This window comes from Pseudomonas sp. PDM13 (assembly GCF_025685765.1).
In the GTDB taxonomy this organism is placed as follows: domain Bacteria; phylum Pseudomonadota; class Gammaproteobacteria; order Pseudomonadales; family Pseudomonadaceae; genus Metapseudomonas; species Metapseudomonas solani.
Genome location: NZ_JAOTQU010000003.1, coordinates 36,779 through 56,032 on the forward strand (window position 1 = coordinate 36,779; position 19,254 = coordinate 56,032).

Genomic DNA, 19,254 nt, shown 5'->3' on the forward strand with positions numbered 1-19,254 from the left:
TTTTCAGGCCATCCAGAAATACAGCAACGTCAGGTTGGCCAGGGAAATCAGCCCGAACAGGCTCCAGGCGACAGTGGCCACCAGGCGGCTGTTGGCGAAGGGGCCCATCAGCGCCGGGTCGCTGGTGAAGCGGATCAGCGGCCACAGGGCGAAGGGCAGCTGCAGGCTCAACACCACCTGGCTCAGCACCAGCAGCTTGCCCACCGCGCTGTCCCCCAGCCAGACCACGCCGATCAGCGCCGGCACCAGCGCCAGGGCGCGGGTGATCAGGCGGCGCTGCCAGCAGGGGATCTTCGCCCGCAGGAAGCCCTCCATCACCACCTGGCCGGCGATGGTGCCGGTGAAGGTGGAGCTCTGCCCCGCCGCCAGCAGGGCGAAGCCGAACAGGAAGCTGGCCAGCGCACCGCCCACCAGCGGGTCGAGCAGGTGGTAGGCGTCCTGGATTTCCACCACCTCGGTGTGGCCGCTGCCGTGGAAGGCCGCCGCCGCGAGGATCATGATCGCCGCGTTGACCAGCAGCGCCAGGGACAGCGAGCCGATGGTGTCGAAACGGGCGAAGCGGATGGCGCTGCGCTTGCTCGCCTCGTCGTCGCCGTTGACCCGGGTCTGCACCACCGAGGAGTGCAGGTAGAGGTTATGCGGCATCACCGTGGCCCCGAGGATGCCGATCGCCAGGTACAGCGGCTCCTGGCTGGAGAGCACGTCCCAGGACGGCCGCAGCCCGGCGGCGACGTCCGGCCAGTAGGGTTTGATCAGCATCAGCTCGACGAAGAAGCAGGCGCCGATGGTGGTGATCAGCCCCAGCACGATGGCTTCCAGGCGGCGGAAGTTGGCGCCCTGCAGGGCCAGCACGATCAGCGTGTCGAAGGCGGTCAGCACCACGCCGGTGGTGATGGAGACGCCCAGCAGCAGGTGGAAGGCCAGCGCCGCACCCAGCACCTCGGCCAGGTCGGTGGCGATGATCGACAGCTCGGCGAGCACCCACTGCCCACGTGCCACGCCGGGGCGGTAGCGCTCCCGCGAGAGCTGCGCCAGGTCACGCCCGGTGGCGATGCCCAGGCGCGAGCAGAGGCTTTGCAGCAGCATGCCCGAGAGGCTCGCCAGCACCACCACGAACAGCAGCGCATAGCCGAAGCGCGAGCCCGCCTCGATGGCCGTCGCCCAGTTGCCCGGGTCCATGTAGCCCACCGACACCAGCAGGCCGGGGCCGACGAAGAGCATGAGCTTGCGCCCCAGGGACGCATTGGCCGGCACCGCCACGCTGTGGCTGACGGCGGAGGGGCAGAACGGCGCGGTGGCCGTGGTGGGCAGCTTGTACATCGGGGGCGCGCCGAGCGGAGGGGATGACGCAGCTTAAACGCCGCGACGCTCTGCGCAAAAGCCCACTCGCGTGGGAGTGGGTCGGCCCTGGCAGGGGCCGACCCGGCGGGATCAGAGCTTGGCTTCCAGCGCCTTCTGGATGGCTTCGGCGCGGGCATCGACGTCGTCGACGTTGGTGTAGGGCTTGAAGTTCAGGCTCAGCACGCCGCCATCGAAGGCCACGCCTTCGGGGTAGTTGCTGGAGGGCGCGGTGGCTTCGTCATAACGCACCACCACCTTGCTCAGCTTGGCCTTGAGCGCCTGCTTGCCCATGTCGTCCACGGCCACGGAGGCGAAGGCTTTCTCCAGCGGGGTGAAGTAGACCTGTTTCCAGAAGCCGTCCTGGGTGTAGTTCTGCGACTGGTCGGGCAGCGCGATGCTGTTCCACTGCACGTCCACCGGCACGTCGAAACCGGCGGCGGTCTGGATGGCCTTCAGTTGCTCGACGTAGGGGCCTTCCTGGTAGGCGGTGATGGCACGGCGCTCGGCCAGGGACGGGTCAGCGAAAGCGCTGGTGCCGGCCAGCAGGCTGGCAGCGAGAAGGGAAGCGGAGATGAGGCGTTTGGCAGCCATGAAGAAAACTCCTGGGATCTGGACTCCAGCCACGACGGCGACTGGTAGACGCGCGGCCAAGGCATCCCTGCCACGCGCGCGAACAGCCTAGACCGACCAGTCAGGGAATTCCGCCGACCGCCGCAAGTTTCAGCCAGCCCGTCGCGGCAAGACCGCCAGGTTGACCGGCGCGCTGCGCTGGGCCAGGTAGCGGGTGCAGCTCACCCGCAGGAAGGAGGCGAAGTTCACCACCTCGCCGCGGTAGTCCATGACTTCCTCGTAGAGCTTGGCGATCAGCTGGTTGGTGGTCATGCCGTCCACCTCGGCGATCTCCCGCAGGATGTCCCAGAACTGGTTCTCCAGGCGCAGCGTGGTCACCACGCCACGGATGCGCAGCGAACGCGAGCGGGACTCGTAGAGGATCGGGTCGGCCTTTACATAGAGTTCGCACATGGAGCGGGTTCCTTTCTCGGGTGTGCCCTGAAAACAAGCGGTGCGCAGCAGCGCCATTCTGCATCGAACACTCACATGGCGCCGCACTTACGGGGTGGCACTTCGTAGGATGGCGTAGAGCGAAGCGAAACCCATCAAACGGAGCCACAGGCGGCCCCGGGAACCCACTGATCCCCGGAACCACGGGCAACGCAGGCTCGCCCCTTACAGGGTGATACGGGTGCCCAGCACTTCGAGGAACTTCGCCAGCCAGGCCGGGTGGGCGGGCCAGGCGGGGGCGGTGACCAGGTGGCCGTCGACGTGGGCCTGGTCCACGGGGATGTCCACGTATTCGCCACCGGCCAGGGTCACTTCCGGGCCGCAGGCCGGGTAGGCGCTGCAGGCACGGCCCTTGAGCACGCCGGCGGCGGCCAGCAGCTGGGCGCCGTGGCAGACGGCGGCGATGGGTTTCTTCGCGGCGTCGAAGGCTTTCACCAGTTCGATCACCCGGGCGTTCAGGCGCAGGTACTCGGGGGAGCGGCCACCGGGTACCACCAGGGCGTCGTAGTCCTCGGCGCGGACCTTGTCGAAGTCGAAGTTGAGGGCGAAGTTGTGCCCCGGTTTCTCGCTGTAGGTCTGGTCGCCTTCGAAGTCGTGGATGGCGGTGCGCACGCTCTGGCCGGCGCGCTTGTCCGGGCATACCGCGTGCACGGTGTGGCCGACCATCGACAGGGCCTGGAAGGGCACCATGGTTTCGTAGTCTTCGACGTAGTCGCCAACCAGCATCAGGATCTTCTTCGCCGCCATGGCGGGTTCCTCCGTGTAGGGCCTTCGAGGATTCAAAGGGTAGACGAAGTATCCGCCCGCCCTCCCCGCGCCGGGTAACAGGCGGCTACTACAGATCGTCCAGCGGCTCGCCGGCGGAACCGAAGCGCTGCAGCGGCTGCACCTCGTGGGTGGCGGCGATCTCGCTGGCGCCCAGTTCCGTGCCCACCAGCTGCAGCGGGCCGTCGCCCTGGGGCGGCAGCTCGGCGTTGCGCGGCGGCGGGTTCAGTTCGTCGTAGCGCAGGTAATAGGTGGCGCCGGCCTCGGCGTCGAGGGCGAAGCTGGTGATCTCGGTGAAGTCCAGCGGGCCGCCGGCGAAGAAGGTCCAGTAGCTGCCCAGCAGCGGTCGGCGCATCTCCAGGCGGTAGCTGGCGGTCTCGAACTCCAGGGGCAGGTAGGCGTTGCTCGGCAGCGCGCCGATCAGCTCGCCATTGAGGAACAGGCCCGGCGCCTCCAGCTCCTGGTCGGCCCAGTCGCTTTGCGGCCGGTAGAGGTAGACCAGCGCATGGTCGGCATCGCTGGGCGTGCGCGCGGCGAAGGCCGGCCCATCGCTGGCACCGAAGAAGGCCCCGGGGGTGGAGCAGCCGGACAGCAGCAAGGCGAGGAGTGACAGGGCGGGCAGCGGACGGCGCATGGGCGCATCTCTTGTTGTGGTTATGCACAGCAGAGTAGCCGGCGCGCGGGGCACGCCGACACCCGACAAAGGTTCGGCTAGCGGCGGCGGTCCAGCAGGTTGACGGCGAGGCGGTCGAGCCAGCCCCAGAGCCGCTGGTAGAAGCGCTTGATCAGCGGCCGCGCGTGCCAGGCGTCGAGGGTGATTTCGCGGCTGTCGTCGAAGTCGCGGCTCAGGCTGGCGACCACCTGGGCGGTGAAGTGGCGGTCCAGCGCTTCCAGGTTGGCTTCCAGGTTGAAGCGCAGGTTCCAGTGGTCGAAGTTGCAGGAACCGACGCTGACCCAATCGTCCACCAGCACCATCTTCAGGTGCAGGAAGCGCGGTTGGTACTCGAAGATGCGCAGCCCGGCACGCAGCAGGCGCGGGTAGTAGCGCTGGCCGGCGAAGCGCACCGGCGGGTGGTCGGTGTTGCGGCTGGTGAGCAGCAGGCGCACGTCGACGCCCCGCCGCGCGGCCTTGAGCAGCGCCCGGCGCACCTTCCAGCTGGGCAGGAAATAGGGCGTGGCCAGCCAGATGCGCGTCTTGGCGTTGCGGATGCTGCGCACCAGCGATTGCACGATATCCAGGTGCTGGCGGGCGTCGGCGTAGGCCACCCGGCCCATGCCGATGCCGGCCGAGGGTTGCGGTGGCAGGCGCGCCAGGCCCGGTGCCTCGTCGGGGCGCCAGGGCCGCCGGTGCAGGTTGGCCAGCCATTGGTAGTCGAAGATCAGCTTCCAGTGCACCACCAGCGGCCCTTCGATGGCGACCATCGCTTCGTGCCAGCGGCTCTCGGGCTCCTGGGGCTGCCAGAACTCGTCGGTGGAACCGGTGCCGCCCACATAGGCGACACGGTCGTCCACCACCAGGATCTTGCGGTGGTCGCGGTAGAAGTTGCGCACCCCGCGCCGCCAGCGCACCGGGTTGTAGAACTGCAGCTGCACGCCGGCCAGCACCATGCGCTCGCGCAGGGCCGAACCGAGTTTCTTGCTGCCGAAGCCGTCGAACAGGCAACGCACCTTCACCCCGCGCTGCGCCGCCAGGCACAGCGCCTCGGCCAGCGCCTCGCTGCAGCCCCCGTCTTCCACCAGATAGAGCTCCAGGGACACATGGTGCTCGGCCCGGGCGATGTCGGTGAGCATCGCCGGGAAGAACTGCGGCCCGTCGATCAGCAGCTCGAAGCGGTTGCCGGCCTTCCAGGGGAAGATGTGGCCCATCAGCGCGCGGTGAAGATCAGCACGGCCCCTACCGGCACCGAGAGGCTGATGGAAGGCAGGCCGGCCATTTCACGCAGCATGCCGAGGGAGTCGGTGAGGCCGAAGTCCTCCACCTGCAGCACCAGCGGCGCCAGGGTCACCACCTGGAAGCGGCGGTCATCCAGGCGCGTGGCCAGCAGCTCGGTGGTGTAATCGTGCTCGCGGCCGTGCAGCTTCACCTTCAGCGGCAGGCGCAGCTCCAGCTGGGCGCCGGGGGCCAGGTCGGTGATGGGGCGCAGGTCGAGCTGGGCGAAGACTTCCGCCTCGGGGTTGCGCTCGATCTCGAAGAACAGGTCGCGCAGGCGCTGGTCCCGCAGCGGGATGCCGGTGCTCACCGACTCCAGCTCCACGCGCAGGTGCGCCTTGCCGCTGTCTGCGATGGTGCCGTGCAGGGTGAGGAAGCGATGCACCTCGGAAAGGTTGCCGCCCTTGGTGGAGATGAAGGACAGGCGCGAGGACTCGTTGTCCAGGTACCAGTCGGCCTGCACCGGCAGCGCAAGGGCGCCGAGCAGGGCGGGAATCAGGGGAATTAACTTGGACATGCAGGCTCCTGTCGCACAATCGCGCCACCTTAACCGGCAGCCGTTGCGCCTGCAAACCGCGAGCGCCGGGGCGGCTGGCGCTCAGGGTGGGAGGCGGCCGGGAAGACCCCGGCCAACCGATCAGAAGCTATAGACGTAGTTCAGATACAGGCGTTCCGCATTGTGGGTGATGATCCCGGCGGGCCCCCGCGAGGTGGTGAAGCGGGTCACCCCGTCGGCACGCCCCTTGGTGTGGAACTCGTTGTGCAGCCAGATCAGGCTCAGGCCATCCAGCAACCCGGCGAAGCGGTATTGCAGCACGCTCTGGAATTCCCGCCGGGAGAAGCCGTCGTAGCCGGCGGCGTGGTCGGAGAAGGCGTAGTGGCTGTCCAGGCGCAGGCGTGGCAGGCCAAGGGCCGAGAAGTCGGTGCCGGCCACCAGCTTGAACATCTCCTCGTCTTCGACACCGAACAGGTAGAACAGCTTGGCGCTGCTGTTCCAGGTGCCGTGGTCCTGGCTGAAGAAGAAGCGGTCGAAGTCGTCGCCACGCACCTTGTTCCAGGTCATGCCCAGGTAGTGGTGCGGCCAGCGCATGCGCGCGGAGAGATCCAGGTAGCGCGCCCGGTGCGAGGCGTCCGCGTCGTACAGCCCACGCACGCCCTCGCGCTCGAACAGGCGCCCGGCGTCCTGCTGGGCACCGAGGGTGGCGTAGAGATCGAGAAAGCGCTCGCCGCCCAGGCCGAAGCTGCGCTCGACCTTCGCCGAGCCCACCCGCAGGTAGTCCTCCGACTCGCTGTACTCCAGCTTCAACGCGCCGAGCCCGGGCAGCTCCATACCCAGGGCGAACAGGTGCAGGGCGTCGATCTTCTGCCCGCGGAAGTTGCTCAGGTCGTCCGCCCAGCCCGACTCGTTTCGCGCGCTGAAGCCGTTGATGCGGCTGTAGCGCAGCTCCAGGCCGGGGCGGCGGAACTCCACATCCGCGCCCAGGGTGGAGGGCGGCAGGATGCGGCTGAAGAGTTCGTCCTGGTACTGGCCGTAGCGCCGGCTCTTCTTGCCGACGCCCAGTTGCAGCTCACCCGGTTCGCCCTCCAGGCGGGCGCGCAGGTAGGCCTCGATCGGCTTGGCGATGCCGTGGGGCGATTGCACCGAATGGCCCGCCTCCAGGTTGCTGATGCTGGTGGCATCGCGGCCCACGTGCAGGTCGTTGGCCAGGCCGTAGGCGTAGTCGAAGCCGAGCACCTCGCGGTACCAGCCGGAGTTGAAGCTGAGCAGCGTGGCCTGCACCCATTCGTCCCGCACGGGGCCGACCTCACCGCCGTTGCTCTCCTTCCAGTAGTACTGGCTGTAGCGCACGGCGAGCTTGCTGTCTTCGAGGAAGGTGCCGCCCTGGCACAGGCCGGCGAGCGTGAGGCAGGCGAGACCCGCCAGGCCCTTTTCGAGCATGTTCATCTCATGTCCTTCTTGTTGTTCTGGATGAGGTGGATGCCGTCCGGACGGGCAGGCTCCATTGTCGATCCGGGACCAGGAAGGGCAATCGAATTGGGTTCCGCCCCACGGAACGGGGCGGCGGAGGGAAGCCAGTGGCTTCAGCCGAGGCTGCGTTGCAGGTCGTCGACGGCGTCGGCGAGGTCGTCCAGGTGGCGCCGGCTGACGCACTCGACGCTGTCCTGGTCCCGTGGCCAATGCAGGGCCACGCTGCCCACCAGGCGCCCCTGGCGGTGCACCGGCAAGGCCATGGCGCGGATCAGGAAGGGCAGGCGCACCGAGTACTCCCAGGAGCCCTCGATGCGCTCGCCGAAGCCCTGGTCGTGGGTCTGCCGATGGGCGAGCAGCAGCGCCTCGCCCGGCAGCGCATGGCGTTCGGCGAGGCGTTGCAGCTGTTCATCGTCCAGGGCGGCCAGGCAGGCGCGGCCCATGGCCGAATCGGCCAGGCTGGCCTTCAGCCCCACCACCAGGCGGTTGGCGGGGTAGCGGCGGCGCAGCACCTCGGGCACCGCGCTTTCCACCACATGCAGGTCGTCGCCATCGAAGAACGACAGGTCGGCCACCAGCCCGGTGCGCTCGGCCAGCTCGCTGAGCAGGGGCGACGCCAGCTCCACCAGCTGGCGGGCGAGGCGCTGGTCCGGGTCACCGAACAGGCGCTGTGCACTGAGCCGGTAACGCCGGTCGCACAGCCCCCGGTAGAGCCAGCCCCGGTCCAGCAGGGTGTGCAGCAGGCGCGAGACCGTGGCCTTGGGCAGCCCGGTCAGGTAGTGCAGCTCCTCCAGCCCGAGCGAATCGTGTTCCCCCAGCAGCTCGACGATGGCCAGGGCGCGCTCCACCGACCGTACGGTGCCGCCTGCTTCTCTGCTTTGCATACCCGCCTCCACCACCCCGCCAACCGAGGCACCGGCCGACAACAGCACGATACGGCCCCACCCGTTGTCCACCACCCAGGACCATGGGCGCCAGGTGCATGCCCAGTCTCCAGCCGGGCCAAGCGCCCTGGACGATTGTCTCGCCACCCCGGGCCAACTCGGCGAGGGAGTATTCGAAACGGCTCATTCGACGAGGCTCCGGGTGGATTGAGCGAGCAGCCGACGGCGCTCGCGGCGCTCCAGTGCAGCGGGTGCACCTTCGCGCAGGTACCAGGCCGAGACCAGCCCGATGCTGGCGGCGAACAGCACGTAGTAGGCCGGGGCCACCGGGTCGGCGGTGACCTGGGTCAGCCAGGTGACGATGAAGGGCGCGAAGCCGCCGAAGAGCATCACCCCCAGGTTGTTGGACAGCGCCAGCCCGGTGGAACGCACGCCGGTGGGGAACTGCTCGGCGCCGGCGGTGGGGCCCGGCCCGTAAAGGGTGCCGATGGAGGCGCACAGCAGCAGTTGCATCACCAGCAGGCGCTCCAGGCCCGGCGCCGCCGCGACCCAGTTGAACAGCGGGTAGACCAGCACGAGGAAGGCGAAGGTGCCCGCCAGCAGCACCGGCCGTCGGCCGTAGAGGTCGGAGAGTGCGCCGGCGATGGGGATCACCAGGGTCATCAGCGCCACCGCTGCCATCTGCACCATGAACACCTGGTCCAGGGGCAGGCCGAGCTGCTTGTGGGCGAAGGTGGGCATGTTCACCAGCACCACATAGAAGGCCACGGTGCCGCTGATGGTGTTGCCCAGGGTCACCAGCACGGCACGCCGGTTGTCCCGCAGCATCCGCCCCAGGCTGAGGTTCTCCCCACCCTGGCTGGCGCGGCTTTCGAGGAAGGCTTCGGTCTCCTCCATGTGTCGGCGCATCCACAGCCCCACCGGGCCGATCAGCAGGCCGATGACGAAGGGCAGGCGCCAACCCCAGCTGTCCAGCGCCTCCGGCGAGAGGGTGTGGGTGACCAGGGCGCCCATGCCGGAGCCGGCGAACACCGCCAGGCACTGGCCGAACAGCTGCCAGGAGCCATAGAGGCCACGGCGATTGGCCGGTGCGCACTCCACCAGGAAGGCCGTGGCGCTGGCGTACTCGCCGCCGGTGGCGAAGCCCTGGATCATCCGCGCGACCACGATCAGCAGCGGCGCACCCAGGCCGATGGCGGCGTAATCCGGGGCGAAGGCGATCAGGGCGATGGAGAGGGTCATCAGCAGGATGATCAGCTGCATGGCCGCCTTGCGTCCCTTGCGGTCGGCATACAGCCCCAGCAGCACGCCCCCCACCGGGCGCATGAAGAAGCCGACACCGAAGGTGGCCAGGGCCATCAGCAACGAGGTGTATTCGTTGTCGGACGGGAAGAACAACCTGGCGATGATGCTGGCCAGGAAGCCATAGACGATGAAGTCGTACCACTCGAGGGCGTTGCCGATGACGGCAGCGGTCACCTGGCGGCCGCGCGAGGCGCCGCGGGTTGGCGTGTGCATGGTGAGCCTCCGGGGCTTAGGCGTGGGCGCGGGTCGCGCGGCTGGGCTGTTGGCTGCGGGCGGCCTGGAGCCAGGCTTCCGCCAGCGCGGCCCAGTAGGCGGCGCCACGGCCGAGGATGTCGTCGTTGAAGTCGTAGCCGGGGTTGTGGACCATCGGCCCCTCGCCGTTGCCGATCACCAGGTAGCTGCCGGGGCAACGCTGCAGCATCCAGCCGAAGTCCTCGCTGCCCATCAGGGTTTGCGCCTCCTGCACGGCGCCCTCCCCCAGCAAGGCGCTGGCCACATCACGGGCGAAGGCGGTTTCGGCCGCGTGGTTGACCGTGACCGGGTAGGCCGGGCGGTGCTCGATGGCCACCTGGCAACCGTGGCTCGCGGCATGCCCGCGGATGATGGCGGTGACCCGCTGCAGCTGCAGCTCGCGCACGTCCGGGTCCAGCGCCCGCAGGCTCAGGCGCAGCAGCGCGCTCTGCGGCACCACGTTGGCCGCCTCCCCCGCCTGCAGCGCCCCCACCGTGACCACGGCGGCGCGTTGCGCATCGATGTTGCGCGCCACCACCGTCTGCAGGGCCATGACGATATCGGCGGCGGCCACCAGCGGGTCGACGCACAGGTGCGGCATGGAACCGTGGCCGCCGACGCCGGTGACGACCACTTCCAAAAGGTCCTGGGAGGCCATCACCGGTCCGGCGCGGAAGGCCATGCGCCCCGCCTCCAGCCCCGGCATGTTGTGCATGGCGAACAGTGCATCGCAGGGGAAGCGTTCCAGCAGGCCGTCGGCGAGCATCGCCTCGGCGCCGCCCTGGCCCTCTTCAGCCGGCTGGAAGATCAGGTTGAGGGTGCCCTCGAAGCGCCCGGCCTCGGCCAGGTAGCGCGCGGCCCCCAGCAGCATCGCGGTGTGGCCGTCGTGGCCGCAGGCGTGCATGCAGCCGGCGTGGCGGCTGCTGTGGGCAACCCCGGTGGCTTCGGTGATGGGCAGCGCATCCATGTCGGCGCGCAGCCCCAGGCGCCGCGTGCCATCGCCCCGGCGCAGCACGCCGACCACGCCGGTGCGACCGACGCCCCGGTGCACCTCGTAGCCCCAACCCTCCAGGGCGCGGGCCACCAGCTCGGCGGTGCGGGTTTCCTCGAAGCCCAGTTCGGGGTGGGCGTGGATGTCCTGGCGCAGGCGACGCAGCTCGTCGTCGATGCCATGCAGCCAGGCAGGGATGTGTGCGTAACGGGTCATTGTTGTTGTTCTCCTCGTCGTGGCCACCCGGGAAGGCGACCCGGCCCCAGTCAAGCGCCACGGGGCGAGGAGAACAATCGAAGACGGTTCCACAGGGTGGAACACCGGGCGCGGGCGCGTGGCCCGCCCCGGTGGGGCGCCGCTGTCAGGGCAGGCGGTCGGCCTCGGGCAGCAGCTGGCAGCCCTGGCGCGGGCCGAGCCAGGCGGCGGTGGAGGTGGCGCCGAGGCCACGGGAGGTCACGCGCTTGCTGGCGGCGTCATCGAGGAAGGCGCTGGTGGGCACGTATTGCTTCACGTAGCCCACGCAGTAGTCCGCCGGGTTGTCCATGACGTAGCGGCAGGAGCAGTACTCCTTGGCGGTGTAGGCGCTGATGATGCCGGGGAAGGCCTGGATATGGACGCGGTTCTGCCAGGCGAGGCCGGCCAGCACCAGGAGCAGCAGCACCAGGAGCAGCAGCACCAGGATGGCGAGGATCGGGTGGCGGCGGATCATGGCTGCACCTCCTGGGCGAAGGCCGCCTGGGCCAGCTTGAGGAACTGGTTGTGCTGGTAGCTCTTGTCGCGGTCATCAGCGTAGCGAACGATCACCAGCTTCTGCGCCGGCAGCACGTAGAGCGCCTGGCCCCAGTGGCCGAGGGCGGCGAAGGCGTCTTCGGGCGCGTCCGGCCAGGGCTTGGCGCTGCCGGCCACCACCGCGTTGAGCCACCAGTGCCCGCCGGGCACGGCATCGTCGGGGTGCTTGGGGTCGGTGCGGAATTCGGCGAAGGGCTTGCGGTTGAACGCCACCCATTCCTTGGGCAGCAGCTGGCGCTCGCCCCAGCGCCCGTCGCGCTGCATCAGCAGGCCGACGCGGGCGAGGTCACGGGCGCTCATATAGGCGTAGGAGGAGCCGACGAAGGTGCCGGCGGCATCGGTTTCCCACACCGCCGAGCGAATGCCCAGCGGGTCGAACAGCGCGGTCCAGGGGTAATCCTTGTAGGCCGCGCCGACCATGCCCTTGAGCGCGGCGGAGAGCACGTTGCTGTCGCCGCTGGAGTAGCGGAAACGCTTGCCGGGCACGGCATCCAGCGGGTGTTCCGCGGCGAAGGCGGCCATGTCGCCACGGCCCCGGGTGTAGAGCATGGCCACCACCGAGGATTTCAGCGGCGCGTATTCGTAGTCTTCCTGCCAGGCCAGGCCCGAGGCCCAGTGCAGCAGGTGGTTCATCTGCACCGCGCCATGGCCGGCGAAGGCCGGGTAGTGGCGGGCGACCGGGTCGTCGAGCTTGAAGCGGCCTTCGCCGTAGGCCACGCCCAGGGTGGCGGCGAGCAGGCTCTTGCTCACCGACCAGGTGAGGTGCGGCGTCTCGGCGCGGGTGGGGCCGGCGTAGCGTTCGTAGATGAGTTCGCCATCGCGGATCACCACCACGGCGTCGGTGCGCACGCCCTTGCGTTCGGCATCGTCACGGGTGGGGAAGGCATAGGCTTCGAAGGCGTCGAGGGCGGCGCCGGACGGTTTGGCGCCCTGGGCCCATTCGGCGCCGGGCCAGGTTTCGCCATGGGCGAACGTGGCGGCGCAGAGGCCGAGCGTCAGGCTCAGGGTTCGCAGCAGCGGGACGGGCATTGGTCAGCCTCTTGTTGTCAGCGGAGGCGGAACCCTAGCACGGGGAAGATGACGCTAAAAAGCGCCGAACGTGCCGCTTCAAGGGACATTCGGCGCGAAAGGTCAGTGCTCAGCGCGGCAGGCGGTAATCGTCCGGGCCCATCAGGTCGAGGCCGCATTGCAGGTTCTCGATCCAGTAGAGGAAGGCGCTGATCATTTCCTTGCCCACGAAGGGGCGGCCGTGTTGCGGCACGATCATTTCCACATCCATCTCGCGGACCATGGCGGCCCACAGGCGACAGGCCTTGTTGCCGGCCATGTAGCGGCGGTGGAAGCCCTCCATCTCGGGCACGTGGTTGACGAAGTCGCGCACCGGGTTGGCGTCATCGACCATGGACGCGCCCATGTCGCCGGAGAAGAGGATCTTGCTGATCGGGTCGTAGACCTGGAAGTTGCCCACCGAGTGCAGGAAGTGCGCCGGCACCGCCTTGAGGTTGCAACGCCCCAGGGGGATCGACTGGCCACGGTCCGGCAGCGCGATGATGCGGTCGTAGGTGGAGATGCCGTGGCTGATGGCCAGGTAGTTGGCCGTCAGGTGCGGCAGGAAGCGCGCCCAGAGCTTGGAACAGATGACCTTGGCGCGGGTGTGCAGCAGCCACTTGTCCAGGGAGGCGATGATGTCCGGGTCCTGGTGGGAGGCGAAGATGTAGGTCAGCTCCTGCAGCGGGATGTGCTTGGACAGCTCCAGGGACAGGGGGGTGTAGGTCAGGTCGCCGCCCGGGTCGAGCAGCAGGTATTGCTCGTGGTCGGTGATCAGGAACTGGTTGGATTGCACGCCATCGCCACTGACCAGGTCATCGAACATCAGGCATTGGTGGGTGCCGTTATCGAACAGCACTATGGGTTCACGCCGCATGGAAACCTCGAATTGGTTGCTGCGGCCAGCATCGTGGTTGTGGATTTTTCCCGTACTGACCTGAATCAAGCGAACCCGGCGTCAAGGGCGAAAACGTCGCAGGGGCGGGCGCTGCGTCGCGATTGGCGTGGAGCGATGTGCGGCGGGCGATGAGCCGCCCTGCACGGAGATGGGGCAGGCGTAGGGTGGAGGACGCTTTTTTCCTCCACCAGGCGAGGTCCGGTTGGGCCCCCGATGATGGGTTTCGCGTAGCTCTACCCATCCTACGAAACAAGCCCAACCTACGGAGTTCTGCGGTTCAGCCCAGGCCGAGGCTGGCGCGGGCTTTTTCCAGGCGTTTGGCGCGGGGGCCGACGGCGAGGCTGAGCACGCCCTGGTCCCGTTGCCACAGCGTGGCCCATTCCTGCGGGCCGTTGGCGAGGGCACTTTCCAGCTCGGGGCGCAAGCCGTCGAACTGGGCGAACAGGCCGGCCAGCATCAGGTGCATCGTCGGGCTGGTGGCGCACAGGCGCGAAACCTCGGCGGCGCTGCCGAGCAGCCCCAGCAGGCGCAGTTGCAGGGGCTCCGGCCAGCCGCTGTCACGGCCGACGCCGAGCAGCCAGCCGCCCATGGCGGCGAGCACGTGCAGGTCTTCAATGCTGCGGAAGGGCTTCACGTAGGCGTCCCAGCCATCGCCGGCCAGGCGCTCGCAGTGGGCGGCGTCCAGGTGCAGGCGGGCGTGGGGGATGTCCGGCATCAGCGGCAGCGACGGCAGGGTCTCGATGCGCACGCCCGGGGCGCCATTGCGCACCACCACCAGGGCCAGGCGCGGCGGCTGGCCCTCGGCCTCCTCGCGGGCGGCCACCAGCAACCAGTCGGCGGCATCGGCGGCGGTGACGAAATCCTTGCGCCCGGACAGGCTCAGCCCGGCCAGGCGGGTGTGCATGTCCGCCGGGCGGGTGCTGCGACTTTCGGTCACGCACAAGGCACCGAGACTCTGCGGCGCAGAAGGCCAAAGCAGGCGCAAAGCGCCCTGGTAGCCGGCGAGGAAAGCCAGCCCCGGGGTCGCCGCGAGCCGGCCGCCGAGCACCGCCAGTTCGAAGGGCGAGGCCTCGCCCAGGCGCTCCAGCAGTGCGCCGTGCCAGTCCTCCAGGGGGGCTGCGGGCAGGCGGTCGTTGATCTCCAGCAGGCGTTGCCAGGTCATTTCAGGCTCCTTTGGTCGCTGTCATTCAAGCATCACGGAAACGTCATGGTGGTGACACCGGGTCTCCCTAGCCTGACTTTGCACAACAAGATCGACCGGCTGCAACCGGGATCTAGCCGGCTAACGGAGGCTTTATTCATGACCCAGATCGCAATGACCCGCGACAACGCCGCCCGCGGCGAAAAAAGCCCACGTCGCCTGCAGGCCGAGCGCCTGACCGGCGTCGCCGCCCTGCGTGAAGCCCAGGCCCTGCGCTACCGCGTGTTCAGCGCGGAGTTCGATGCCAAGCTCAAGGGCGCCGAGTTCGGCCTCGACATGGACGACTACGACCCGCACTGCATGCACATCGGCGTGCGCGACCTGGACAGCGATTGCCTGGTGGCCACCACCCGCCTGCTGGACCACCGCGCCGCCAACGATATCGGCCGCTTCTACAGCGAGGAAGAATTCCAGCTGGTGGGCCTCGGCGAGTTGCAGGGCCCGGTGCTGGAGATCGGCCGCACCTGCGTCGACCCGGCCTACCGCAACGGCGGCACCATCGCCGTGCTCTGGAGCGAACTGGCCGAAGTGCTCAACGAAGGCGGCTACCGCTACCTGATGGGCTGCGCCAGCATCCCCATGCAGGACGGCGGCATCCAGGCCCAGGCCATCATGCAGCGCCTGCGCGAACGCTACCTGTGCACCGAACACCTGCGCGCCGAGCCGCGCACCCCGCTGCCGGCGCTGGAGCTGCCCGGCAACGTCATCGCCGAGATGCCGCCGCTGCTCAAGGCCTACATGCGCCTGGGGGCGAAGATCTGCGGCGAACCCTGCTGGGACCAGGACTTCCAGGTCGCTGACGTGTTCATCCTGCTCAAGCGCGACGAGCTGTGCCCGCGCTACGCCCGTCACTTCAAGGCGGCGGTCTGAGCGGAGGCGACGGCATGAGCAAACTGCGCCTGTACCTGCGCATCACGCGCCTGCTGATGGTGGTGGGCTTCGGCCTGCTGCTAGCCTGCTGGGTGGTGGTGCTGGAACGCCTGTTCCGTGGCCGTGACCTGATGGTGCGGCGCCAACGCCTGACCCGCTGGTTCCTAGCCCGCCTGGCCGGTGCCCTGCCCTTCCGCGTGAAGGTGACGGGCGACGTACCGCGCCAGCCGATGCTGTGGGTGTCCAACCATGTGTCCTGGACCGATATCCCGCTGCTGGGCATGCTCGCGCCGCTGTCGTTCCTGTCCAAGGCCGAAGTACGCGCCTGGCCCATCGCCGGCTGGCTGGCGCACAAGGCCGGCACGCTGTTCATCCGCCGTGGCGCGGGCGACAGCAACCTGGTGGGCCAGCAACTCGCCCGCCACCTGGGGCTGGGGCGGCAACTGGCGATCTTCCCCGAGGGCACCACCACCGACGGCAGCCTGCTGCGCACCTTCCACAGCCGCCTGTTGACCAGCGCCTGCGAGACCGGCGTGCCGGTGCAGCCGGTGGCGATCCGTTACCTGCGCAACGGCCAGCGTGACGAGATCGCGCCCTTCATCGGTGATGACGACCTGCTCTCCCACCTGCTGCGCCTGCTGGGCAGCGAGGTCGCCGAGGTGGAGATCCACCTGCTGCAACCCATCCCCAGTGCCGACCTGAGCCGCACGCTGTTGAGCCGCCAGGCCCACCGCGCGATCCAGACGGTGCTGTTCGGTGAAGAGGCCGCCGAGGAGCTGGCGGCCTGAGCCTCAGTCCCGCATCGGCGGGACGGCGAGGATGTCGCACTCGAATTCGCGCAGCGCCGCATCGGCGACGCTGCCGATCAGCACCCGCTTGATCCCGCCCATGCCCCGAGTGCCGAGCACCAGCAGGTCCGGTGGCGAGTCGGCCATGACCCGGCGCAGGATGGTCATCGGCAACCCCTCTTCTACCCGTTGCTCCCCCACCACGCCCAGCAGGCCCTGCTCTTCGAGGAAGCCGGCCAGGTTGAGCCGCGCATTGCGCTCTTCGCTGGAGAGGTGATCGTCGAGCATCGGGGTGGTGATGCCGGCGTTCATCAGCATCACCTTGGCGAAGGGTTCGTAGGCGTGGACCGCCCGGCTGCGCGCGCCGTCCATCAGGCCCAGCGCCTTGGCCGCACGCACGGCACGGGCCGAGGTGGGCGAGAGGTCGAGGGCCAGCACCAGGTCGCGGTAGGAGGATTCGGGTTCGCGGTTGACCACCAGCACCGGCGTTTCGCAGGTGCGCACCACGCGCTCCAGGGTGGTGCCGACGAAGACATCGCGCAGGGCGTTGCGGCGGTGCACGCCCATCACCAGCAGGTCGATCTCGCCCCAGCGCGCGCACTCGGCGATGCGCGGCGCGGGGTCACCGGTCTCCACCCAGATTTCCGGGGCGCGGCCGGCCAGCTCGGTGAACTCATCGCGGCGCGCTTCGAGGTACCGGCAGATCTGCTCCACCTCCAGTTCGACGCGCAGTTGCGGCTGGTCGCTGTCCACCACATGGAGGATGAACCAGGGGCAATCGAACTGCCGCACCAGGCTCGCGGCGCGCAGCAGGGCACGCTCGGAGCGCGAGGACAGGTCGGTCGCCAGCAGCAGGGATTTCATGGGGGCACCTCCGTAGGCAGATAGCTACGGGTATTGCACGCCGGTACGGGGTTGCAGCGCTTGATGCAGGTCAAGCCGGGCGGGATGCCTCGCGGGCGAAGCCCTGCAGCTCGGGGTAGAAGCGACGGAAGGTCTCGCTGAGGGGCTGGTACAGCTGTTCGATCTCCTCATAGGCGCCATCCAGCAGGCCGGGCCGGGAGAAACGCCGGGCCATGCCGGCCAGCACCTGTTCGAGTATCTCGAAGTCGCGGTAGCTGCCGAGCCAGTCCTGGGCGGCCATGCGCGGGGCGATGAAGGCCAGGCGCTCGGGCAGCGCCGGCTCCTCGGCCAGCACCCGGTAGACGTGATCGGTGAAGGCCGGCAGCGGCTGCTCGGCGTAGCGCTGCCAGTCCCGCGCCAGGCAGTGGTCGAAGAACAGGTCGAGGAGGATGCTGGCGACGCGGCGGCGCGAGGCCGGGAACAGCGCCTTGGCCTCGGCGGTGAGCGGGTGGGCGTCGGTGAACACGTCGATGCGCCGGTGCAGGCGGATGCCGGCCTCGATCTGTGCAGGCCAGCGCCCGTCCAGCGGCCCTTTGACGAAATCGCCGTAGAGGCTGCCGAGCAGTTGGGCGGGTTGGTCACCGCCGAGGTGCAGGTGGGCGAGGTAATTCATCGGCCAAGCTTACGCCTCTACCCGAGGGCGCTTCCATCAGCCGGCGTGATGAAGACTATCGGCACAAACGATCCCGTATCGTTTTTAGCCGATATATAGTTCGTCCATTCCCGATATGGCTTCACCCGGAACCCCGGAGCAATGACCACGCCCATCGACATCGACGAAATCATCAAGGCCCTCGCCCACCCGGTACGGCGCGAGATGCTGCAGTGGCTGAAAGACCCGCACAAGCATTTCGTCGAGCAGGACCACCCGTTCGAGATCGGCGTCTGCGCCGGCAAGTTCGACCAGCGCACCGGGCTCTCGCAGTCCACCGTTTCGGTGCACCTGGCGACCCTGCAACGCGCCGGCCTGGTCACCAGCCGCAAGGTCGGGCAGTGGAACTTCTTCAAACGCAATGAAGCCGTGATCGGTGAATTCCTTCGCCAGATGAGCGACGAGCTCTAGGCCTTCGATTACCTGCCGCCACCCACAATCTTCCAGGAGCAGGCTCATGCCGACTTCGCTTCTCGTCCTTGCTTTGTCCGCGTTTGCCATCGGCACCACGGAATTCGTGATCATGGGCCTGCTGCCCGACGTCGCCGCCGACCTGGGCGTGTCCATTCCCGGCGCCGGCTGGCTGGTCACCGGCTACGCCCTGGGCGTGGCCGTCGGCGCGCCGTTCATGGCCATGGCCACCGCGCGTTTCCCGCGCAAGGCCGCGCTGCTGGCACTGATGGGCATCTTCATCCTCGGCAACCTGCTGTGCGCGGTGGCCGCCAACTACGAACTGCTGATGCTGGCGCGGGTGATCACCGCCCTCTGCCACGGCGCCTTCTTCGGTATCGGTTCGGTGGTGGCCGCCAGCCTGGTGCCGGAGAACCGCAAGGCCTCGGCCGTGGCGCTGATGTTCACCGGGCTGACCCTGGCCAACGTGCTCGGCGTGCCCCTGGGCACCGCGCTGGGCCAGGCCGCCGGCTGGCGCTCGACCTTCTGGGCCGTGACCCTGATCGGCGTCGTCGCGCTGATCGGCCTGTGGCGCGTGCTGCCCAACCGGCATGACGAAGAGAAGGCCGATATGCGCAGCGAACTGGCCGCGCTCAACGGCGCGGGGCTGTGGCTGGCGTTGTCGACCACTGTGCTGTTCTCCGCTGCCGTGTTCTGCATCTTCACCTACGTGGCGCCGCTGCTGGGCGAAGTCACCGGCGTCTCGCCCCGTGGCGTGACCCTGAGCCTGCTGCTGATCGGCCTGGGCCTGACCCTGGGCAATGTCATCGGCGGCCGCCTGGCCGACTGGAAGCTGGCGCAGACCCTGATGGGCGTGTTCGTCGCCCTGGCCGTCGCCTCCACGGCGCTGAGCTGGACCAGCGTGGCGCTGATCCCCACCGAGATCACCCTGTTCCTCTGGGCCACGGCCGCCTTCGCCGCCGTGCCCGCCCTGCAAGTCAACGTGGTGGCCTTCGGCGCCGGTGCGCCGAACCTGGTCTCCACCCTGAACATCGGCGCCTTCAACGTGGGCAACGCCCTCGGCGCCTGGGTCGGCGGTCTGGTCATCGACCAGGGCCTGGGCCTGACCCGTGTCCCACTGGCCGCAGCCGTGCTGGCGATCCTCGCTCTGGTCGCGACCGTCCTTACCTTCAGTCAACGCAAACCCGAGCTGGAAACCGCTCTCGATTAATCCGAGG

At 68.6% G+C, this 19,254-nt stretch carries 21 protein-coding genes; 4 read left to right on the forward strand and 17 right to left on the reverse strand.

The features are described from left to right. Window positions 1–3: 3 nt before the first annotated feature. The 15 genes from OEJ36_RS03950 to OEJ36_RS04020 all read right to left on the reverse strand — a co-directional run bounded on the left by OEJ36_RS03950 (window position 4) and on the right by OEJ36_RS04020 (window position 14,374). Window positions 4–1,320, reverse strand: coding sequence for an Nramp family divalent metal transporter (locus OEJ36_RS03950; RefSeq protein WP_263400464.1), 1,317 nt, complete (start codon window positions 1,318–1,320; stop codon window positions 4–6). Between the two features lie 111 nt (window positions 1,321–1,431). After that, the gene (locus OEJ36_RS03955; RefSeq protein ID WP_263400465.1) at window positions 1,432–1,932 is read right to left on the reverse strand and encodes a hypothetical protein; all 501 of its coding nucleotides are present in this window, start codon (window positions 1,930–1,932) and stop codon (window positions 1,432–1,434) included. 129 nt (window positions 1,933–2,061) lie between these two features. After that, a complete protein-coding gene (locus OEJ36_RS03960; RefSeq protein ID WP_021218680.1) occupies window positions 2,062–2,364 on the reverse strand; it encodes a ribbon-helix-helix domain-containing protein in 303 nt (100 codons plus the stop codon). A 204-nt stretch (window positions 2,365–2,568) separates the two neighbouring features. After that, on the reverse strand, window positions 2,569–3,150 hold the full coding sequence (locus OEJ36_RS03965; RefSeq protein WP_263400466.1) for a DJ-1/PfpI family protein: 582 nt from the start codon (window positions 3,148–3,150) through the stop codon (window positions 2,569–2,571). An 88-nt stretch (window positions 3,151–3,238) separates the two neighbouring features. After that, the gene (locus OEJ36_RS03970; RefSeq protein ID WP_263400467.1) at window positions 3,239–3,802 is read right to left on the reverse strand and encodes a DUF2846 domain-containing protein; all 564 of its coding nucleotides are present in this window, start codon (window positions 3,800–3,802) and stop codon (window positions 3,239–3,241) included. A 77-nt stretch (window positions 3,803–3,879) separates the two neighbouring features. Beyond that, on the reverse strand, window positions 3,880–5,037 hold the full coding sequence (locus tag OEJ36_RS03975; RefSeq protein ID WP_263400650.1) for a phospholipase D-like domain-containing protein: 1,158 nt from the start codon (window positions 5,035–5,037) through the stop codon (window positions 3,880–3,882). Beyond that, complete coding sequence (locus tag OEJ36_RS03980; protein WP_021217693.1) at window positions 5,034–5,615, reverse strand: YceI family protein; 582 nt, start codon at window positions 5,613–5,615, stop codon at window positions 5,034–5,036. The genes OEJ36_RS03975 and OEJ36_RS03980 overlap by 4 nt, the downstream gene beginning before the upstream one ends. Window positions 5,616–5,735: 120 nt before the next feature. After that, window positions 5,736–7,043 (reverse strand): OprD family porin, encoded by a 1,308-nt coding sequence (locus tag OEJ36_RS03985; protein WP_263400468.1) that lies wholly within the window; start codon window positions 7,041–7,043, stop codon window positions 5,736–5,738. Window positions 7,044–7,180: 137 nt separating this feature from the next. After that, window positions 7,181–7,951: an IclR family transcriptional regulator gene (locus OEJ36_RS03990; protein ID WP_263400469.1), complete on the reverse strand. Its 771-nt coding sequence runs from the start codon at window positions 7,949–7,951 to the stop codon at window positions 7,181–7,183. Window positions 7,952–8,134: 183 nt separating this feature from the next. Continuing rightward, window positions 8,135–9,469 (reverse strand): citrate-proton symporter, encoded by a 1,335-nt coding sequence (locus tag OEJ36_RS03995; protein ID WP_263400470.1) that lies wholly within the window; start codon window positions 9,467–9,469, stop codon window positions 8,135–8,137. Window positions 9,470–9,485: 16 nt separating this feature from the next. After that, window positions 9,486–10,694, reverse strand: a complete 1,209-nt coding sequence (locus tag OEJ36_RS04000) for a M20 aminoacylase family protein (protein WP_263400471.1) — start codon at window positions 10,692–10,694, stop codon at window positions 9,486–9,488. Between the two features lie 145 nt (window positions 10,695–10,839). Further along, window positions 10,840–11,187, reverse strand: coding sequence for an amidase (locus OEJ36_RS04005; RefSeq protein WP_263400472.1), 348 nt, complete (start codon window positions 11,185–11,187; stop codon window positions 10,840–10,842). Then, entirely contained in the window at window positions 11,184–12,296 is a 1,113-nt protein-coding gene (locus tag OEJ36_RS04010; protein ID WP_263400473.1) for a serine hydrolase domain-containing protein, read from the reverse strand. Before OEJ36_RS04010 ends, OEJ36_RS04005 begins: the two co-directional genes overlap by 4 nt. A gap of 109 nt (window positions 12,297–12,405) precedes the next feature. Then, window positions 12,406–13,191, reverse strand: a complete 786-nt coding sequence (locus tag OEJ36_RS04015; RefSeq protein WP_263400474.1) for an MBL fold metallo-hydrolase — start codon at window positions 13,189–13,191, stop codon at window positions 12,406–12,408. 298 nt (window positions 13,192–13,489) lie between these two features. Further along, complete coding sequence (locus OEJ36_RS04020) at window positions 13,490–14,374, reverse strand: acyl-CoA dehydrogenase family protein (protein WP_263400475.1); 885 nt, start codon at window positions 14,372–14,374, stop codon at window positions 13,490–13,492. A gap of 138 nt (window positions 14,375–14,512) precedes the next feature. On the opposite strand from OEJ36_RS04020, the gene olsB reads away from it, so the two are divergent. Together olsB and OEJ36_RS04030 are read left to right on the forward strand one after the other, a co-directional pair. Further along, window positions 14,513–15,283, forward strand: a complete 771-nt coding sequence (gene olsB, locus OEJ36_RS04025; RefSeq protein WP_021217564.1) for an L-ornithine N(alpha)-acyltransferase — start codon at window positions 14,513–14,515, stop codon at window positions 15,281–15,283. A gap of 14 nt (window positions 15,284–15,297) precedes the next feature. Further along, the gene (locus tag OEJ36_RS04030) at window positions 15,298–16,071 is read left to right on the forward strand and encodes a lysophospholipid acyltransferase family protein (RefSeq protein WP_263400476.1); all 774 of its coding nucleotides are present in this window, start codon (window positions 15,298–15,300) and stop codon (window positions 16,069–16,071) included. A 3-nt stretch (window positions 16,072–16,074) separates the two neighbouring features. Here the strand turns inward: OEJ36_RS04030 and OEJ36_RS04035 are convergent, their stop codons facing one another. Beyond that, a complete protein-coding gene (locus tag OEJ36_RS04035) occupies window positions 16,075–16,935 on the reverse strand; it encodes a universal stress protein (RefSeq protein WP_263400477.1) in 861 nt (286 codons plus the stop codon). Window positions 16,936–17,005: 70 nt separating this feature from the next. Beyond that, entirely contained in the window at window positions 17,006–17,587 is a 582-nt protein-coding gene (locus OEJ36_RS04040) for an ACP phosphodiesterase (RefSeq protein ID WP_263400478.1), read from the reverse strand. 141 nt (window positions 17,588–17,728) lie between these two features. Here OEJ36_RS04040 and OEJ36_RS04045 point away from each other — a divergent pair, with 141 nt between their 5' ends. Beyond that, window positions 17,729–18,037: an ArsR/SmtB family transcription factor gene (locus OEJ36_RS04045; protein WP_263400479.1), complete on the forward strand. Its 309-nt coding sequence runs from the start codon at window positions 17,729–17,731 to the stop codon at window positions 18,035–18,037. 46 nt (window positions 18,038–18,083) lie between these two features. Next, a complete protein-coding gene (locus OEJ36_RS04050; RefSeq protein ID WP_263400480.1) occupies window positions 18,084–19,247 on the forward strand; it encodes an MFS transporter in 1,164 nt (387 codons plus the stop codon). Window positions 19,248–19,254: the final 7 nt, after the last annotated feature.

What these genes read in the sequence shown, in the direction of transcription:
- OEJ36_RS03950 (WP_263400464.1), bottom strand. Translation starts at nt 1,320, where the DNA reads ATGTACAAGCTGCCCACCACGGCCACCGCGCCGTTCTGCCCCTCCGCC.
- OEJ36_RS03955 (WP_263400465.1), bottom strand. Translation starts at nt 1,932, where the DNA reads ATGGCTGCCAAACGCCTCATCTCCGCTTCCCTTCTCGCTGCCAGCCTG.
- OEJ36_RS03960 (WP_021218680.1), bottom strand. Translation starts at nt 2,364, where the DNA reads ATGTGCGAACTCTATGTAAAGGCCGACCCGATCCTCTACGAGTCCCGC.
- OEJ36_RS03965 (WP_263400466.1), bottom strand. Translation starts at nt 3,150, where the DNA reads ATGGCGGCGAAGAAGATCCTGATGCTGGTTGGCGACTACGTCGAAGAC.
- OEJ36_RS03970 (WP_263400467.1), bottom strand. Translation starts at nt 3,802, where the DNA reads ATGCGCCGTCCGCTGCCCGCCCTGTCACTCCTCGCCTTGCTGCTGTCC.
- OEJ36_RS03980 (WP_021217693.1), bottom strand. Translation starts at nt 5,615, where the DNA reads ATGTCCAAGTTAATTCCCCTGATTCCCGCCCTGCTCGGCGCCCTTGCG.
- OEJ36_RS03985 (WP_263400468.1), bottom strand. Translation starts at nt 7,043, where the DNA reads ATGAACATGCTCGAAAAGGGCCTGGCGGGTCTCGCCTGCCTCACGCTC.
- OEJ36_RS03990 (WP_263400469.1), bottom strand. Translation starts at nt 7,951, where the DNA reads ATGCAAAGCAGAGAAGCAGGCGGCACCGTACGGTCGGTGGAGCGCGCC.
- OEJ36_RS03995 (WP_263400470.1), bottom strand. Translation starts at nt 9,469, where the DNA reads ATGCACACGCCAACCCGCGGCGCCTCGCGCGGCCGCCAGGTGACCGCT.
- OEJ36_RS04000 (WP_263400471.1), bottom strand. Translation starts at nt 10,694, where the DNA reads ATGACCCGTTACGCACACATCCCTGCCTGGCTGCATGGCATCGACGAC.
- OEJ36_RS04005 (WP_263400472.1), bottom strand. Translation starts at nt 11,187, where the DNA reads ATGATCCGCCGCCACCCGATCCTCGCCATCCTGGTGCTGCTGCTCCTG.
- OEJ36_RS04010 (WP_263400473.1), bottom strand. Translation starts at nt 12,296, where the DNA reads ATGCCCGTCCCGCTGCTGCGAACCCTGAGCCTGACGCTCGGCCTCTGC.
- OEJ36_RS04015 (WP_263400474.1), bottom strand. Translation starts at nt 13,191, where the DNA reads ATGCGGCGTGAACCCATAGTGCTGTTCGATAACGGCACCCACCAATGC.
- OEJ36_RS04020 (WP_263400475.1), bottom strand. Translation starts at nt 14,374, where the DNA reads ATGACCTGGCAACGCCTGCTGGAGATCAACGACCGCCTGCCCGCAGCC.
- olsB (WP_021217564.1), top strand. Translation starts at nt 14,513, where the DNA reads ATGACCCAGATCGCAATGACCCGCGACAACGCCGCCCGCGGCGAAAAA.
- OEJ36_RS04030 (WP_263400476.1), top strand. Translation starts at nt 15,298, where the DNA reads ATGAGCAAACTGCGCCTGTACCTGCGCATCACGCGCCTGCTGATGGTG.
- OEJ36_RS04035 (WP_263400477.1), bottom strand. Translation starts at nt 16,935, where the DNA reads ATGAAATCCCTGCTGCTGGCGACCGACCTGTCCTCGCGCTCCGAGCGT.
- OEJ36_RS04040 (WP_263400478.1), bottom strand. Translation starts at nt 17,587, where the DNA reads ATGAATTACCTCGCCCACCTGCACCTCGGCGGTGACCAACCCGCCCAA.
- OEJ36_RS04045 (WP_263400479.1), top strand. Translation starts at nt 17,729, where the DNA reads ATGACCACGCCCATCGACATCGACGAAATCATCAAGGCCCTCGCCCAC.
- OEJ36_RS04050 (WP_263400480.1), top strand. Translation starts at nt 18,084, where the DNA reads ATGCCGACTTCGCTTCTCGTCCTTGCTTTGTCCGCGTTTGCCATCGGC.